The organism is Streptomyces sp. NPDC050759 (assembly GCF_044456945.1).
Taxonomy (GTDB): Bacteria; Actinomycetota; Actinomycetes; order Streptomycetales; family Streptomycetaceae; genus Streptomyces.
On the sequence record NZ_JBITGI010000010.1, the window covers coordinates 311,952 to 327,205 of the forward strand.

Here is a 15,254-nt window from a genome sequence, read left to right on the forward strand (position 1 = left end):
CGCAGCCGTCCTGGCCAGCAGCGGTGAAGGAGACACGGTGACCCTGCGCGAGAACGATCCGGAGTCTGTCGGCGGCTACCGGATCGAATCGCGGATCGGGACCGGCGGCATGGGTGTCGTCTATCTCGGCCGATCGGCGTCGGGACGGGCCGTCGCCGTCAAGGTCGTTCACACCCGCTATGCCGACAACCCCGAGTTCCGGGCCAGGTTCCGGCAGGAGATCGCCGCCGCGCGCCGGGTCAGCGGCGCCTTCACGGCACCGGTCGTGGACGCGGACCCGGAGGCGGAACGGCCCTGGATGGCCACGGCGTTCGTGCCGGGCCGTACGCTCGCGGACCGCGTCGACGAGTCGGGACCGCTGGGCTGGCCCGCGCTGCGCCGCCTCGGCACCGAACTCGCCGAGGCGCTGCGGGAGATCCACCGCGCGGAGGTCGTGCACCGGGACCTCAAGCCGAGCAATGTGCTGCTGCTGGAGAGCGAGGGCGACGACGGGGCCGTACGCGTCATCGACTTCGGCATCTCGCGTGCGGCCGACAGCGATGTCCGTACCCAGACCGGCATGGTCATGGGCTCGCCGCCGTTCATGGCGCCGGAGCAGTTCAGCCGCCCGCACGAGGTCGGCTCCGCGGTCGACGTGTTCTCGCTGGGCGCGGTGCTCGTGTACGCGGCCACCGGACACAGCCCCTTCGAGGCGGAGAACGCCTATCTGGCCGCGTACAACACCGTGCACGGCGAGCCCCGGCTGGGTGGACTGCCCGAGCAGCTGCGCCCGTTGGTCTCGCGTTGCCTGGCGAAGGAACCCGCTGACCGGCCGACGTCGGGCGAGGTCCTGGAGCGGCTGGCGGGTCTGCCGGAAGAGCTGTCCGAGGGGAGACCGGCCGAAGATGCCTCCCGCGCCCCGGAGATCCGGACGACGGACGTGGTGACCTCGCCGCTCGGTCTCGTGGGGCCGGTCCGGCAAAAGCGCCGGGGGAGGAAACTGTGGGCCGCGGTCGCGGTCGCGGCACTTCTCGGCGGGGTCGGGGCGGCCGCGGTCGCCGTGGTGGAGCACGAGCCGGCCAGTACGGTCGACGAGTTCGACGCTCTCGCTCCGCGGACGGCGCCGAGCGGGACGGCACCGGTGGGCTGGAGGCCCTGGCACAATGCGCTGGGGTCGGGCGGCAAGGACCAGTCGATGAGCGTCGGCCCCTCGTGCACTCCGGACGCACTCGGCGTCTTCTGCGCCTCCGAGCAGGTCGCGCTGATGCGGCTGAACCCCGCGACGGGGAACGTCGAGTGGACGAAGTCCATGAGCCGCAAGCAGGTCAGCGGCTTCTCGGTGCGCGGGCCCGTCGTCCACGACGGTGTGGTGTTCGTGTACGGCGCGGACCGCTCGCAGGGCGTCGACGCCTACGACGGAAGGACCGGCGAGCGGCTGTGGCAACTGAAGGGCCCGCTCGGCGAGTTCGAGACCCTGGGCGGGGTGCTTCTGGTCCGCCTGGACCAGCTCGGTCCCTCCGACACCGCACGCTATGCGGCCTACGAGCCGCGCACGGGCAAGGAGTTGTGGCGGCGTGAGCTGACCTCCAGCTCGGCGAGCCCCTTCTATGAAGGACCCAAGGACACGCTCTACGCCGATCTGCGCGGCGGAGAAGGCGGCATCGCCCGCCTCGACGCGCGGACCGGCAGGACGCTGGGCCGTGTCGACGCGCCGAAGGGCGACCTGTGGCTGGCGACGGTCCACGACGGCACGGCGTACTACGCGCGCTGGGAGGACGACTCCGGCGTGTCCGCCGCCTTCTTCGTCCAGGACCTCGGTACCGGAAAGACCCGCCGGATCGACTTCCCGTGGAGCGTGGAGCCCGAGGCACCGCCGCTGGTGCAGGGCGACACCATGTACATCTTCGACTACGGCAACGAGACCCTGCTCGCCCTCGACGTGAAGAAGGGCAAGCCGCTGTGGTCCAGCTCGCGCGACCTGCGCGTCTTCAGCGAACCGGCCTACCACGCGGGCCGGTTGTACGTGACGATGCCGGACACCAGCATCGTGGCCCTCGATCCGAGGACCGGGAAGGAGGTCGGCCGTACCGATCCGTCCTTCGACACCACGGGCCGCTCCTTCGAGGAACTGTCGCCGACTTCGGTGCCGCCGCTGCTGGTGGGCGATGTGCTGTACGGGGTCAGCGCGCCGGGGATCTTCTCGGTGGCCGACGTCACCTGAGCGAAACGGGTGTGGGCCCGGCCGGAAGGTCGGGCCCACACCGGCGTTCAGGCGGTGTGCAGGGTCAGGCCGTACCGGTTGAGGATCTCATTGACGGGCTGGAACCAGGTCTCGCCGCCGCTGGAGCAGTTGCCCCAGCCGCCGGAGGTCACGCCCTGGGCCTGGTCGCCGCTGATGAACGAGCCGCCGGAGTCGCCGGGTTCGGCGCAGACGCTGGTCTTGGTCATCTGGTGCACGGCGCCCTGGCTGTAGTTGACGGTCTCGTTCATCGCGAGGACCGTGCCGCAGTGCCAGTGGCTGGTCGATCCCGAGCGGCAGATCGAGGAGCCGACGGGGGCCACGTTCGACCCGCGCACGAGCTGGTCGGAGACGGTGCCCCAGCCGAGCACGACCGGGACGGTCCACCAGCCGCTGCCCACGTTGACCCAGGCGTAGTCGTTGTCCGGGAAGGACGAGCCCTGGAAGTTGCCGACATAGCTGCGGTCCCAGCCGTAGACACTGCCGGTGTGCTGGTCGCAGTGGCCGGCGGTGACGAAGCCGCCGTAGACCGAGAAGCCGATGGAACAGCGGACGTTGCCGGTGTAGTAGGGGTCGCCGCCGACGGTTCCGGCGGCGAAGGTGGTCGGCGGGGCGGCCACCTCCCGCACGGTGACGGGGCCCGCCTTCCGGGCGCGGGCGACGAACTTCCGGACATCGTTGTCAGCCTGCCGGCCGCTGACGACGTTCACCACCACCGTGTTGGCCTTCGCGTCGACGTGCCAGCTGCTGACGGCGTCCGGCGCGGAGACCTTGTCGATCCGGGCCTGGGTGGCGGCGAGTTCGCGCGCGCTGTGGGCGACGGTGGTGACCGTGGCACCGGTGGCGCGTATCTCGCGGAGGGTGGTGGCGGAGGTGTCGGGGGTGACGGCGACGGTCAACGTCCCCTTGGCGGCGTCGAACCAGGAGCCGCCGTACGACGTACCCGCGGTCCGGCGGACCTTGGGCTCCAGGGCCGTGGCCCGCCGCTCGGCGGCGAGCCGTGCCTCGGCCTGCTGGGGCGAGAGACCGAAGTCCCGCTGCATGGCGGAGAGGAGGCCGGCGGAGGCGGGCGCCTTCTCGCCTGCGGTGGCGGGAACCGTGCCCGCGGCCGCCCCGGCGCCGAGCAGGAGCAGCACGGCCAGGCCCGCGCGCATGATTCTGGTGCGTCTCATGGAGATTGCCCTTCGTCGTTCCAACGAGGTGGGGGTGGAACAGCAGAGTTCTCTGAGAGCGCTCTCAGTGTGGCCCGGCAGAGCCTAGCGGCTCATGATTGACAGGTCCATACCAATAGCGAAGTTGGCGGAAATCCCGGCACGCGGAACGTGGATTTCCTCCGGCCCATCCGGGGGAACACCCCAGGAGCCCTTTACTGCCCCACAAAGGAACAAGATGACGCGTAAGAAAGCACTGGTGGTCCGAGGCGGCTGGGAGGGACATCAGCCGGTCAAGGCCACGGAGTTGTTCCTGCCCTTCCTGGAGAGCAGTGGCTACGACGTCCGGATCGAGGAGTCGACCGATGTCTACGCCGACAGCGCCGAGATGGCCGCCACCGACCTCGTCGTGCAGTGCGTGACCATGTCGGAGATCACCGCCGAGCAGGTGTCGGGGCTGAGCGCGGCCGTCGCGGCCGGTACCGGCCTCACGGGCTGGCACGGCGGAATCGCCGACTCGTTCCGCGCCTCCTCCGACTACCTCCACCTGGTGGGCGGCCAGTTCGTGACCCATCCGGGCAAGGAACCGTGCGAGCGGCGGGGCGGCGAGGAGGACAACTTCCTGCCGTACACCGTCACGATCACCGATCTCGGCCGCGAACACCCCGTCACCGCGGGCATCGATGACTTCGAGCTGAACACCGAGCAGTACTGGGTGCTCCACGACGACCTGATCGACGTCCTGGCCACCACCACCCACCCGGCACAGCCGTGGCAGCCCTGGCACCGGCCGGTCACCTCCCCGGCGGTCTGGACCCGTCAGTGGGGTGCCGGACGTGTCGTGGTGACGACACCCGGGCACAGCCTCGACGTCCTGGAGAACCTCAACGTCCGTACCGTCATCGAGAGGGGCATGCTGTGGGCGACGCGCACCGCATCGGCGTCGTAGGTCTCGGCGTCATCTCCCGCGCCTACCTGGACACCCTCGTCGGCCACCGCGCCGTGCGCGTCACCGCCGTCGCCGACCTGGACGCCTCCCGGTCGGCCGCCCTCGCCGCCCAACTGCCCGGAGTCCAGGCGCTGTCCGTCGAGGAACTGCTGAGCAGCCCGGACGTCGACACGGTGCTGAACCTCACCGTCCCCGCGGCGCACGCGGAGATCGCCCTCGGTGCCATCGGCCACGGCAAGCACGTCTACGGCGAGAAACCGCTGGCCGCCGAACTCACCGACGCCCGCACCGTCCTGGAGTCCGCGGCGAAGGCGGAGGTCGCAGTGGGATGCGCGCCGGACACGGTCCTGGGCACCGGCGTCCAGACGGCACGGGCGGCGGTGGAGGCCGGGGCCGTCGGCCGCCCGCTGTTCGCCTCGGCCGTCATGGTCACCCCCGGCCACGAACGGTGGCATCCCCACCCGGACTTCTACTACACGGCCGGCGGCGGCCCCCTGCTGGACATGGGGCCGTACTACCTGTCCTCCCTGGTGCATCTGCTGGGTCCGGTGCGTGCCGTGATCGGTGCGTCCAGCCGGCGCCGCACCGAGCGGGTCATCGGGTCCGGTCCGCGCACGGGCGAGCGGATACCGGTCGAGGTGGACAGCCATGTCTCCGGGGTCCTCGAACACGAGGGCGGGGTCCTGACGACGATCACGACGAGCTTCGACGGCGTCGCCACCACGGCCGCGCCGATCGAGGTCCACGGCGAGAAGGGCACCCTCACGGTCCCGGACCCGAACCACTTCGACGGTGAGGTACGGCTCCTCGAACTCGGTGCGGCCCAGTGGCGCACGCTCCCGCCCTCGGCGGGATACGTCGGTGCCGCGCGGGGCGTCGGACTGCTCGACTTCGTCGCCGCCGACGTACAGCGGGCACCGCGCGCGAGCGGTGAACTGGCCCTGCACGTACTGGAGACGATGACCGCCCTGCTGCGTTCGTCGGCCGAGGGGCGGCGGATCAAGCTGTCGACGTCGGTGGAGCGGCCCGCCGCGGTGCCGTTGACGTCTGCGGAGAAGTGGCGCTGATCAGTCCACGGGCCAGGTGTGCGCGGGTGCGTTGAGGTGCATGTAGTCCATGTACGTCATCGTCATCCGCCGCAGCGCCTCCTGGCGGTCGCAGCCCGCCTTCTCCAGGTGGTGGACGGTCTCCGCCTGCCAGAGGGCACCGTTGCGGGCGGTGACGCACCGCTGCTCGATGACACCGAGCAGCGGTTCACGCCATTCGGTGTCCATGCCGGCCAGCTCCAGGCCCCGGTGGGCGAGGGGCAGCAGCCGCCGCAACACCAGTTCCGTGACCGGCACTTCGCCCGCCCCCGGCCAGTACAGTCGGGCGTCGATGCCGTCACGGGCGGCGGTGTGGAGGTTCTCCTCGGCGACCGAGAAGGACATCCGCGTCCACACCGGTCGGTCCTCGTCGACCAGGGCGCGCGTCAGGCCGTAGTAGAAGGCGCCGTTGGCGATGATGTCGGCCACCGTGGGCCCGGCGGGCAGCACCCGGTTCTCGATGCGCAGGTGCGGGCCGCTGTCGGTGACGGCGTAGATCGGGCGGTTCCAGCGGTAGATCGTGCCGTTGTGCAGGGTCAGTTCGCCGAGCTCCGGGACCCGGCCGTTGTCCAGTGCCTCCTGCGGGTCCTCGTCGTCGCAGATCGGCAGGAGCGCGGGGAAATACCGCACGTTCTCCTCGAAGAGATCGAAGACGCTGGTGATCCACCGCTCCCCGAACCACACCCGGGGCCGTACGCCTTGTGCCTTGATCTCCTGGGGGCGGGTGTCGGTGGCCTGCTCGAAGAGCGGGATGCGGGTCTCGCGCCACAGCTCCTTGCCGAAAAGGAAGGGTGAGTTGGCCGCGAGGGCGATCTGCACGCCCGCGACGGCCTGTGCCGCGTTCCAGTAGTCCGCGAACTCCCTGGGGGCGACCTGGAGATGGAACTGCGTGCTGGTGCAGGCGGCCTCGGGGGTGATGGCGTCGGCGTACATCGCGAGGCGGTCCACGCCCTCCACCTTGATGCGCAGGTCCTCGCCGCGCGCCGCGAAGATCTGCTCGTTGAGCAGCCGGTAGCGCGGATCGCCCGACAGGGCGGTCTCGCCGACGTCCGCCTCGCCCAGCGTCGGCAGAATGCCCACCATGATCAGGTGCGCGCCGACGGCCGAGGCGCGTTCCTCGGCGTGGTTGAGGGCGTCACGGATCTCCTGCTCCCAGGAGCCGGGCCCGCCGGACAGGAGCCGGCGCGGCGGGATGTTGATCTCCAGGTTGAAGCGGCCCAGCTCGCTGGACCAGGCGGGGTCGGCGATCGCCTGCAGCACCTCGGTGTTCCGCATCACCGGAAGGCCGTCCTCGCCCACCAGGTTGAGCTCGATCTCCAGGCCGACCTGCGGCCGCTCGCTCTCGAAGCCGGACTCGCGCAGCATCTGCGCGAGGACGTCGAGGCAGGTGTGCATCTTGTCCCGGTACCGTCGGCGGTCCTCCCGCGTGAACACCAGGGCCGGCACGTCACGTCCCATCGGGCCCTCCCGAGTCCCCTCGGCGGATGCCTCTCCCGTCCCAGAGTCCCACCTCGGGAGCTGTCCGGACAGTCGGCGCACACCACGCGAACCCGTGCTCACAGAACGTGTGCCCCGGCCCGCAACCAGAGCGGGGCGGCGGTGAGCGGGATGCGGACCCGACGCCAGGCAGGTCCGGTGATCGGCCCTCCGGAGCCCGCGTACGGCAGCCACTCCCCCGGCGGGAACCACACCTGTCTGCGTCCACCCGGCGCGTACAAGGGGGCGACCAGCAGGTCGGGGCCCAGCAGGTACTGGAGGTCGGCCGCGTGGGCGTCCGGGCGGTCGGGGTGGTCCAGTGCCATGGGGCGGGCGAGCGGTTCTCCGGTGCGGACCGCATCGACGGCGGCGCGGTGGACGTACGACAGCAGCCTCGTGCGCAGCCGGGCCGCGTGCAGGACGGCCGTGTACGCCTCCTCGCCGAAGTCCCAGGGCAGCCGGGACGTCATGCCGTGGAACCGGCTGAGGGGGGACAGCAGGCCGAACTGCGCCCAGCGGACGAAGAGTTCGGGATCCGGCGTGCCATGGAAGCCGCCGATGTCGTGGCTCCAGAAGGGGTGACCGGAGAAGGAGAGCGAGAGGCCCGCGCGCAACGTCGACGCCAGGTCCTGCCAGCTCGCGTTGGAGTCGCCGGTCCACTTGGCGCCGTGTCGCTGGCCGCCGGTCCAGGTGGAGCGGCCCCAGGTCAGGCCGTGGCCCGCGGCCTCCCGGGTGACCTCGGCGACCAGGTCGTTGAAGAGCAGGGGGTAGAGGTTGTGCAGCCGGTCGCCGGTCATGCCGTCGAACGCCACCGCCTCCGCGGGAACCGCCTCACCGAAGTCGGTCTTCAGGACCGAGACCCCGGTGGCCAGGACCTGGCGGACGCGATCCCGGAACCAGTCGACGGCGCCGGGATGGGTCAGGTCGAGGACGGCCGAGTCCGGGTGCGCGCCGCCCCAGACCTGCCCGGTCCAGGTGGTGCCCGAAGGGGCCTGCAGGAACCAGCCGTTGCGGTCCGCCTCGGTGAAGTACGGGCTGTCGACGCTGATGTACGGGTTCATCCACAGCGAGACGTGGAAGCCCTGTCGGGCCAGGTGGGTGATCAGCCCGCGGGGGTCCGGGAACGCCTCGGTGTCCCATTCCATGTCCGACCAGCAGCCGGGCCGCTGCCAGTAGGTGTCGATGTGCAACACGTCGCAGGGGAAGCCGAGTTCGCGGATACGGCGGGCTCGCTCGCGCACCTCGTCCGCGTTGTCCCTGCGGAAGCCGCCGGAGATCCAGGGGCCGAAGGCCCACTGCGGGGGCAGCAGGGCGGGGCCGGTCAGGTCGCGGTAGGTGCGCAGGCATGCGGCGGGGGTGCCGGTGATCAGGTAGTAGTCGAGTTCCTCGTCGGGGACGGTCAGGGACCAGGCGCCGGTGTTGCTGTGGGCGAGGTCGAAGGAGGCCGCGGTGGTGGTGTCCACGAGGACGGCGTAGCCCCGGCTGGAGAGCAGGAACGGGACGGCCTTGTAGGAGCGGGTGCCGGTCGAGCCCTGGGCGTCCGCGACCCAGCAGTCGACGTGTTGGCCGCGCAGGTCGGGGCCGGTGAAGCGCTCGCCGAGGCCGTAGAAGTGCTCGTCGGGCTCGGCGAACCAGCTGTCGTGGTGGGCGAGTCGGCCGTCCGCGAGTTCGGTGACCCCGAGGGGCAGGACGGTCCTGCGGCCGCTGGGGTCGCTCACGTCGGTCGCCTGTCGTAGGTGACGGCCCGTCAACTCCATGGCGAACGGCGTCAGACGGGCTTCGAGACACAGTGACCCGAGGTGGAGGGTGACGGCGTCCGGTGACTGCTCGACCGTGCAGCGGGTGTCCGTGGGCGCGGTGACGACGGACACCCGGGGCGCCGCCGGTACGCCGTCCCACCGCAGCGTGATCCGCAGGCAGTTGCCGGTCGCGGGACGCAGCCGGAGGATGCCGGTACGTCCGGCCGCGGTGCGTACGTCGAGGGTCACGCCGTCCTTGTCCGCGCAGGCGACGGATGCACCGGCCAAGGGGTCCGGCGCGGCCGGGACCAGGGGTGGAGGCGGTGCCACCCAGGGCGCGCGGTCACGAGGATGCATGGCGTTCAGCCCCTCACGCTGCCCGCGGTGAGGCCGCCGACGATGAAGCGCTGGAAGACGGCGAAGACGCAGACCACCGGGATGCTGATGAGGGTGGCGGTGGCCATCAGGGCGCCCCACGACGTCCCGTGCCGCCCGACGAAGGCGTTGAGCAGGACGGTGACGGGCTGGACGTCGGGCCCCTCGGCGAGCGTGAGCCCGAACAGGAACTCTCCCCAGCCGATCAGGAAGGACAGTCCGGCCGCCGCGACCACACCGGGCACCATGAGCGGCAGGACGACCCGCAGCAGCACACCGGGCAGTCCGCAGCCGTCGACCAGAGCCGCCTCCTCCAGCTCCGGGGACATGCTGCGCATCACCGGACGCAGCACGATCACCGTGAACGGCAGCGTGAGTGTGGCGTCGGCGGCGATCAGACCCAGGTAGGTGCCGGTGAGACCGGCCCGGCGTTCGAGGATGAACAGCGGGGCCGCCAGCACGATGGCGGGCGGCAGCTGGGCGACGAGGAGGGCGAGCACCATCGTGCCCGAGCCCCGCATGCGGATGCGGGCGAGGGCGTAGGCCAGCGGGACGCCGAGAAGCAGCGTGAGCGCGACCACCCCGCAGGAGATGACCAGGCTGTTCAGCAGGGCTCGGGTCAGGCCCTCGTATCCCAGGGCCGTCGAGTAGTTCTCGCCGGTGACCTGACTGGGTGCCCACTGCGGGTTCGGCGTCTGGATGCGGTCCGGCCGGGTGAGGCTGGTCTTCACCATCCAGTACACCGGCAGCAGGAAGACCGTGGTGATCAGCGTGGCGATAGCGGTCAGCAGCCAGGGGTGGCGCGGTGGTCTCATACGGCACCTCCCGTCGGCGCTTCGTCCTCGCGCCGCAGCCGTCGCACGTACCAGACACCTGCCAGCAGGGGTACGACGAGCAGCAGCAGGCCGGCCGCAGCTCCCTGACCGAACCGGAAGAACGTGAAGAACACCTCGTAGACGTAGAGGGAGAGCACGCGGGTGGCGTCGACGGGGCCGCCGCCGGTCATCACGAAGACGAGGTCGAAGACCTTGAAGGTGTAGAGGAGGCCGAGGAGGAGGACGGTCACTGAGACGGGCCGCATCAGCGGGAGGGTGATGTGGCGGAAGCGCTGCCAGGCGCTCGCCCCGTCGATGGCGGCGGCCTCGTGGAGTTCGGGGTCGATGGTGTGCAGTCCGACCAGGAGCAGCAGCATGTTGAAGGGCACGCCGACCCAGACGTTGGCGAAGACCACCCCCGCCATCGAGGTGGACGGGTCGGTGAGCCAGTCGTGGGAGAGACCGCTCAGGCCGACTGCCCGGAACAGGGCGTTGTAGGCGCCGGACTCCGCGTCCAGCATCCAGCGGAAGAGGGTGCCGCTGACCACCGGGGGCAGCAGCCAGGCGACCAGCAGGAGGGAACGCAGCAGGCCGTTGAGGGGGAACGGGCGGGCGAAGAGCAGGGCCAGGGCGAAGCCGATCGTGAACTGGAGCAGCAGCGAGGCGAGGGTGAAGACCAGGGAGAGGCGCACGGAGTGCCAGAAGGCCGGGTCGTCGGTCACGGTCCGGTAGTTGTCCAGTCCGTTGAACCGCTCTGCCCCACCGAGGAGTTGGCCCAGGTCGACGTCGTGGACGGACGTCCACACGTTGTAGAGGAGCGGGTAGGCCAGGAAGAGGGCGAGGAAGGCCATGCCCGGCAGGCAGAAGAGGTAGCCGGTGCGGCGGCGGCGCGCGGAGGGCCGGCTCATTGCTCGCCCAGAGCCTTGTCGATCTTTTCGGCCGCGGTCCTGGCCGCGGCGGACGGGGCCGCGGATCCGGTGAGCACGGCCTGCTCCGCCTCCGCGACGGCCTGCGAGGCCTCGGCGTAGTGGGCGCCGTACTGGCGCGGCCGGGCCAGGGGCAGCTGGCTGAGGAAGAGCCGCAGGGCCGGGTCCGAGGCCCAGCTGCCGCGGTCGGCGAGGTCCTTGCGGGCGGGGAGTTCACCGAAGGCCACCAGGTACGGCACCAGCACCGAGGGGCGCTGTGTGTACTCCAGGACCTCCCACGCCTTGTCCACGTGCTTGCTGTTCGCCATCACCACCCAGTTCTCCCCGCCCAGGCAGGTGGCGGCCTCTTTGTCGCGGGGCAGGGCGACGACGTTCCAGTCGAAGTCGGCCTTCTTCAGGGTGGGGATCTGCCACGGGCCGTTGATCTGCATCGCGGCGCGCTGGTTGAGGAAGCGGGTGTTGACGTCCTGCTGGGTCCAGCCCACGCACTGTTCGGACAGGGAGCCCTTGGCGATCAGTTCGTCCAGGAAGGTGAGCGCGGTGGCGCCGTAGGTGCGGAAGGTGTCCAGGTCGCCGCCCGCCTGCCAGAGGAACGGCAGGAACTGGAAGACACCTTCCTCGGTGTTGATCGCGCTCAGCGCCAGGCCGTAGCGGTCACCGCTGGTGAGTTTCTGGGCGGCGGAGGCCAGTTCCTCCCAGGTGGTGGGCGGTTCGACGCCGGCGGACTTGAGCATGCGGGTGTTGCAGTAGAGGGCGAGGCAGTTGCTGTTGTTGGGGATGCCCAGCGTTTTCCCGCCCACCTGGCAGCCCTCCCAGGGGCCCTTGTAGTACCGGTCGGCCTGGCCCCATTCCTTCACTCTGGCGGTGAGGTCGGCCAGCAGACGGCTGCCCCCGAGGGTGTTCATGGCGACGTTGTCGACGATGGCGAGGTCGGGCAGGTCGCCGGAGATCGCGCCCAGGGTGATCTGCCGGTCCAGCTCCGCGAACGGGAAGGTCCGCCGCTCGATCCGCACGTCCGGGACGCCGGCCTCGATGTCCTTGATCAGGCGGTTCATTCCGGGCTGGAAGTTGTCCAGGGTGAAGTAGTCCCACCAGGTGAGGGTCACCGGGCCCGACGTGTCCGAGCTGCAGGAGGTCAGGGCCGCGCCTGCGCCGAGGGCGGCAGCGGCCGCTGTCGCGCCCGAGGCGCGGAGGAAACCGCGGCGGTCGAGGGGGTACGACATGTTCTGCTCCCAGGGTTCGGTGATCGGGTCACAGAAACGGACGTATCAGAAGTCCAGGTCCAAATCGGGGAAATCGGGGAGATCATTCTCGGGTTCCGAGCCCGGCACCGGTCGGCAGGGTCCCGTGCTGCCGCGCAGGGTGATCAGCGGTTTCAGCAGGACGTGCCGGGGAGGCGAGTCCGGTGAGCGCAGCCGCCGCATCATCAGGTCGACGGCGACCCGGCTCATCTCCTTGGCGGGTATCTCGGCGGCGGTGAGGGGCGGGTTCACCTGTTCGGCCCAGGGGCTGGCCGCGACGCCGACGACGGAGAAGTCGCGCGGCACGCTGCGGCCGTGCCGGGTGAGTCCGCGGTAGACGCCTTCCAGGGCCGCTTCGTTCATGGTGACCAGCGACGTCGTCGCCGGGTCCTCGCTCAGGATCCGCTCCACGACCCCCTCTCCCGAGGCGAGGTCGTCGCCGCAGAGATAGGCGTGCGGGGTGAGCAGCAGTTTCTTCATCGCCTCGGTGTAGCCCTCGTCCCCGAGCCGCGCGAAGCCGTAGCCGCTGTTGAACAGCTGCTCGGACCGGTTGACGAAGGCGATTCGGCGGTGGCCGAGGTCGGCGAGGTGCTGGACGCAGCCGCCGGCCAGACCGGCGAAGTCCAGGTCGACCCAGCCGGCCGCGTCGGCCCGGTGGTTGCGGCCGATGGCCACGAAGGGGAAACCCGCCTCGGCCAGGTGCTCGACGCGGTCGTCCTCCCGGCGGATCTCCATGACGATCACGCCGTCCACCCGCCGGTCGTCGATCATCCGCAGGAACGAGGGGTCGTCATGGCTGCCGGCGGGGGCGAGCAGCAGGTCGTAGCCCTGCTGGGCGGCGGCCTCGGCCACCCCGCCCACGAAGGCGAGCTGCATGGTGGTGTAGTCACGGAGGCGGCCGGCGGGCGGGTAGAGGAGCCCCAGCGTGTGCGTGCGGTCGCCGGAGTCGTCGGTTCTGGGTCGCGCTGCCATGATCAGCCGGCCGGGAGGGATTGTTCGGCCCAGATGGTCTTGCCCACGGGGGTCTGACGGGTGCCCCAGCCCTGGGTGAGCTGGGCGACCATGTGCAGCCCGCGGCCGCCCTCGTCGTAGGTGCGGGCACGGCGCAGATGCGGGGCGGTGTTGCTGGCGTCGGAGACCTCGCAGATCAGGGTCCGGTCACGGATGAGGCGGAGGCCGATCGGAACGGCGCCGTAGCGGATGGCGTTGGTGACCAGCTCGCTCACCACCAGCTCGGTGACGAACGCCGCCTCCTCCAGTCCCCAGGCGGTGAGCTGGCGGGTGGCCTGGGCGCGGGCGTCGGCCACGATCGACGGGTCGGAGGGCAGGGACCAGGCGGCGACCTGGTCGGCGTGCAGAGCGCGGGTGCGGGCGAGGAGCAGGGCCACGTCGTCGGAGGGGCTCTTGGGCAGCAGGGCCTTGAGAATGGTGTCGCAGGTCGTCTCCAGCGAGGTGACCGGACCGGCCAGGGACTCGCAGAGCCGGTCGAGCCCGAGACCGACGTCACGGTCGCGGGCCTCGACCAGACCGTCGGTGCAGAAGGCCAGCAGACTGCCCTCGGGCAGCTCCAGCTCGGTGCACTCGAAGGGCAGCCCTCCGACGCCGAGCAACGGCCCCGGCGTCAGCTCCACCACCCGGGCGGTGCCGTCGGGGAGCAGCACGACGGGCGGGACGTGACCTGCGCTGGCGAAGGTGCACACGCGGGAGACCGGGTCGTAGACGGCGTAGAGACAGGTCGCACCGATCTCGCCGCTGACGACGTACGGCTCGTCCGGAGCGATGTCCTCCTCGTCCGTGGCCAGGTGGGTGACCAGATCGTCCAGGTGGGTGAGGAGTTCGTCCGGGGGGAGGTCCACGTCGGCGAGGGTGCGGACGGCGGTGCGGAGCCGGCCCATGGTGGCGGAGGCATGGATGCCGTGCCCGACCACGTCCCCGACGACCAGGGCCACGCGGGTGCCCGACAGGGGTACGACGTCGAACCAGTCGCCGCCCACGCCCGCGCCGGTGCCGGCGGGCAGATAGCGGTACGCCACCTCGACGGCCGCCTGTTTGGGCAGGTCCCGGGGCAGGAGGCTGCGCTGGAGGGTGAGGGCGTTGGTGCGCTCGCGGGTGTAGCGGCGGGCGTTGTCGACGCCGACCGCGGCCCGGCCCGCGAGTTCCTCGGCGAGGATCAGGTCGTCCGGTTCGAAGGGCGGGGAGCCTCTGCCGCGGGTGAAGACCGCGACGCCGAGGGTGATGCCCCGTGCGCGCAGCGGGGTGGCCATGACGGAGTGGAACCCGTACTCCGCCACGCGTGCGGTACGCGTCTCGTGTCCGGCGATCCAGGCGGCGAAGTCGGGGGCGCCCGCGCCGCTGAGCACCGGTTTCCCGTCGGCCAGACAGCGGGCGGGCGGCGAGAACGGCGGGTAGGTGTCCACCCCGCCGAGGTCGACGGCCGCCTCGGGTACGCCCTCCCCCTCGGTGGCGGACTGGTGGGCGACCCTGCGGAGCACCACGGCCGCGTCGACCGGTCCCGGCACGGGTTCGTCCCCGCGCAGCACGGAGTCGAGGAGGTCCACACTGACGAAGTCGGCGAGGCGCGGGACGGCGAGATCGGCGAGCTCCTGGGCGGTGCGGGTCACGTTCAGGGTGGTGCCGATGCAGGTGCCGGCCTCCTGCAACAGGGCGAGCCGCTGCCGGGCCGCGTGCTGGTCGCTGCTGTCGAACGCGGCGGTGCCCACGCCGACGACCTCACCGGTTGCGGGGTCGCGGACGGGCCAGAGCTCGATGACCCAGGCGCGGTGGTGGGCGGAGCCGCGGGAGACGGCGGCGCCCGGGGGGCAGGCCGGCTCCGGGGCCAGACACTCGTAGCGCATCGGGGCGCGCTCTTCGGCGACCCGGCGGACACACTGGAGGAAGCCTTCGTCGGCGGGGGCGGGCGCCTGCGACGCGTATGCGGCCTCGAGGGCCACCCCGCGTCCGGCTTGGCGAACCGCCGGTTCAACCTTGCCCCTGCCGACCGGATCGTCACCGCCCCCTGCCGGCGGCTCCCCGCCCTGCACCCCTACTGGCCGCACTTCGCCCTCGACCCCTGGCTCTCGCCCGCCCTGGCCCCCTAGCGGTCGCGCACCGCCGCCAGCCCCAACCGGTCGCACTTCGCCCTCAACCCCCGACCCGCGCCCGCCCTCGCCCCCGACCGATCCCGCACCGCCGCCAGCCCCAACCGGTCGCACTTCGCCCTCAACCCCCGACCCGCGCCCGCCCTCGCCCCCGACCGATCCCGCACCGCCGCCAGCCCCA

The 15,254-nt window shown here is 71.3% G+C and carries 12 protein-coding genes; 4 read left to right on the forward strand and 8 right to left on the reverse strand.

Annotation, left to right across the window (positions count from 1 at the left end; all coding sequences use genetic code 11):
* Positions 1–37 precede the first annotated feature (37 nt).
* A complete protein-coding gene (locus tag ACIBJB_RS28695) occupies positions 38–2,200 on the forward strand; it encodes a PQQ-binding-like beta-propeller repeat protein (RefSeq protein WP_398934534.1) in 2,163 nt (720 codons plus the stop codon).
* Between the two features lie 47 nt (positions 2,201–2,247).
* Here the strand turns inward: ACIBJB_RS28695 and ACIBJB_RS28700 are convergent, their stop codons facing one another.
* Positions 2,248–3,390 (reverse strand): S1 family peptidase, encoded by a 1,143-nt coding sequence (locus ACIBJB_RS28700; RefSeq protein WP_398934536.1) that lies wholly within the window; start codon positions 3,388–3,390, stop codon positions 2,248–2,250.
* Between the two features lie 217 nt (positions 3,391–3,607).
* Between ACIBJB_RS28700 and ACIBJB_RS28705 the strand changes: the two genes are divergently transcribed.
* Both ACIBJB_RS28705 and ACIBJB_RS28710 read left to right on the forward strand, forming a co-directional pair.
* Positions 3,608–4,318 (forward strand): ThuA domain-containing protein, encoded by a 711-nt coding sequence (locus ACIBJB_RS28705; protein WP_398934538.1) that lies wholly within the window; start codon positions 3,608–3,610, stop codon positions 4,316–4,318.
* Entirely contained in the window at positions 4,288–5,385 is a 1,098-nt protein-coding gene (locus ACIBJB_RS28710; RefSeq protein ID WP_398934540.1) for a Gfo/Idh/MocA family protein, read from the forward strand. The genes ACIBJB_RS28705 and ACIBJB_RS28710 overlap by 31 nt, the downstream gene beginning before the upstream one ends.
* Here ACIBJB_RS28710 and ACIBJB_RS28715 read toward each other — a convergent pair whose 3' ends face one another.
* The 7 genes from ACIBJB_RS28715 to ACIBJB_RS28745 all read right to left on the reverse strand — a co-directional run bounded on the left by ACIBJB_RS28715 (position 5,386) and on the right by ACIBJB_RS28745 (position 14,926).
* Entirely contained in the window at positions 5,386–6,861 is a 1,476-nt protein-coding gene (locus ACIBJB_RS28715; protein ID WP_398934542.1) for a glutamate--cysteine ligase, read from the reverse strand.
* A 98-nt stretch (positions 6,862–6,959) separates the two neighbouring features.
* On the reverse strand, positions 6,960–8,975 hold the full coding sequence (locus ACIBJB_RS28720; RefSeq protein ID WP_398934544.1) for a TIM-barrel domain-containing protein: 2,016 nt from the start codon (positions 8,973–8,975) through the stop codon (positions 6,960–6,962).
* A 5-nt stretch (positions 8,976–8,980) separates the two neighbouring features.
* Positions 8,981–9,808, reverse strand: a complete 828-nt coding sequence (locus tag ACIBJB_RS28725; protein ID WP_398934546.1) for a carbohydrate ABC transporter permease — start codon at positions 9,806–9,808, stop codon at positions 8,981–8,983.
* On the reverse strand, positions 9,805–10,716 hold the full coding sequence (locus ACIBJB_RS28730; protein ID WP_398934548.1) for a carbohydrate ABC transporter permease: 912 nt from the start codon (positions 10,714–10,716) through the stop codon (positions 9,805–9,807). The genes ACIBJB_RS28725 and ACIBJB_RS28730 overlap by 4 nt, the downstream gene beginning before the upstream one ends.
* Positions 10,713–11,957, reverse strand: a complete 1,245-nt coding sequence (locus ACIBJB_RS28735; protein ID WP_398934550.1) for an ABC transporter substrate-binding protein — start codon at positions 11,955–11,957, stop codon at positions 10,713–10,715. Before ACIBJB_RS28735 ends, ACIBJB_RS28730 begins: the two co-directional genes overlap by 4 nt.
* A gap of 45 nt (positions 11,958–12,002) precedes the next feature.
* Complete coding sequence (locus ACIBJB_RS28740) at positions 12,003–12,947, reverse strand: LacI family DNA-binding transcriptional regulator (protein WP_398934552.1); 945 nt, start codon at positions 12,945–12,947, stop codon at positions 12,003–12,005.
* Between the two features lie 2 nt (positions 12,948–12,949).
* Entirely contained in the window at positions 12,950–14,926 is a 1,977-nt protein-coding gene (locus ACIBJB_RS28745) for a SpoIIE family protein phosphatase (RefSeq protein WP_398934554.1), read from the reverse strand.
* Between the two features lie 12 nt (positions 14,927–14,938).
* Here ACIBJB_RS28745 and ACIBJB_RS28750 point away from each other — a divergent pair, with 12 nt between their 5' ends.
* Positions 14,939–15,073, forward strand: coding sequence for a hypothetical protein (locus ACIBJB_RS28750; RefSeq protein ID WP_398934556.1), 135 nt, complete (start codon positions 14,939–14,941; stop codon positions 15,071–15,073).
* The last annotated feature ends 181 nt before the right edge of the window (positions 15,074–15,254 follow it).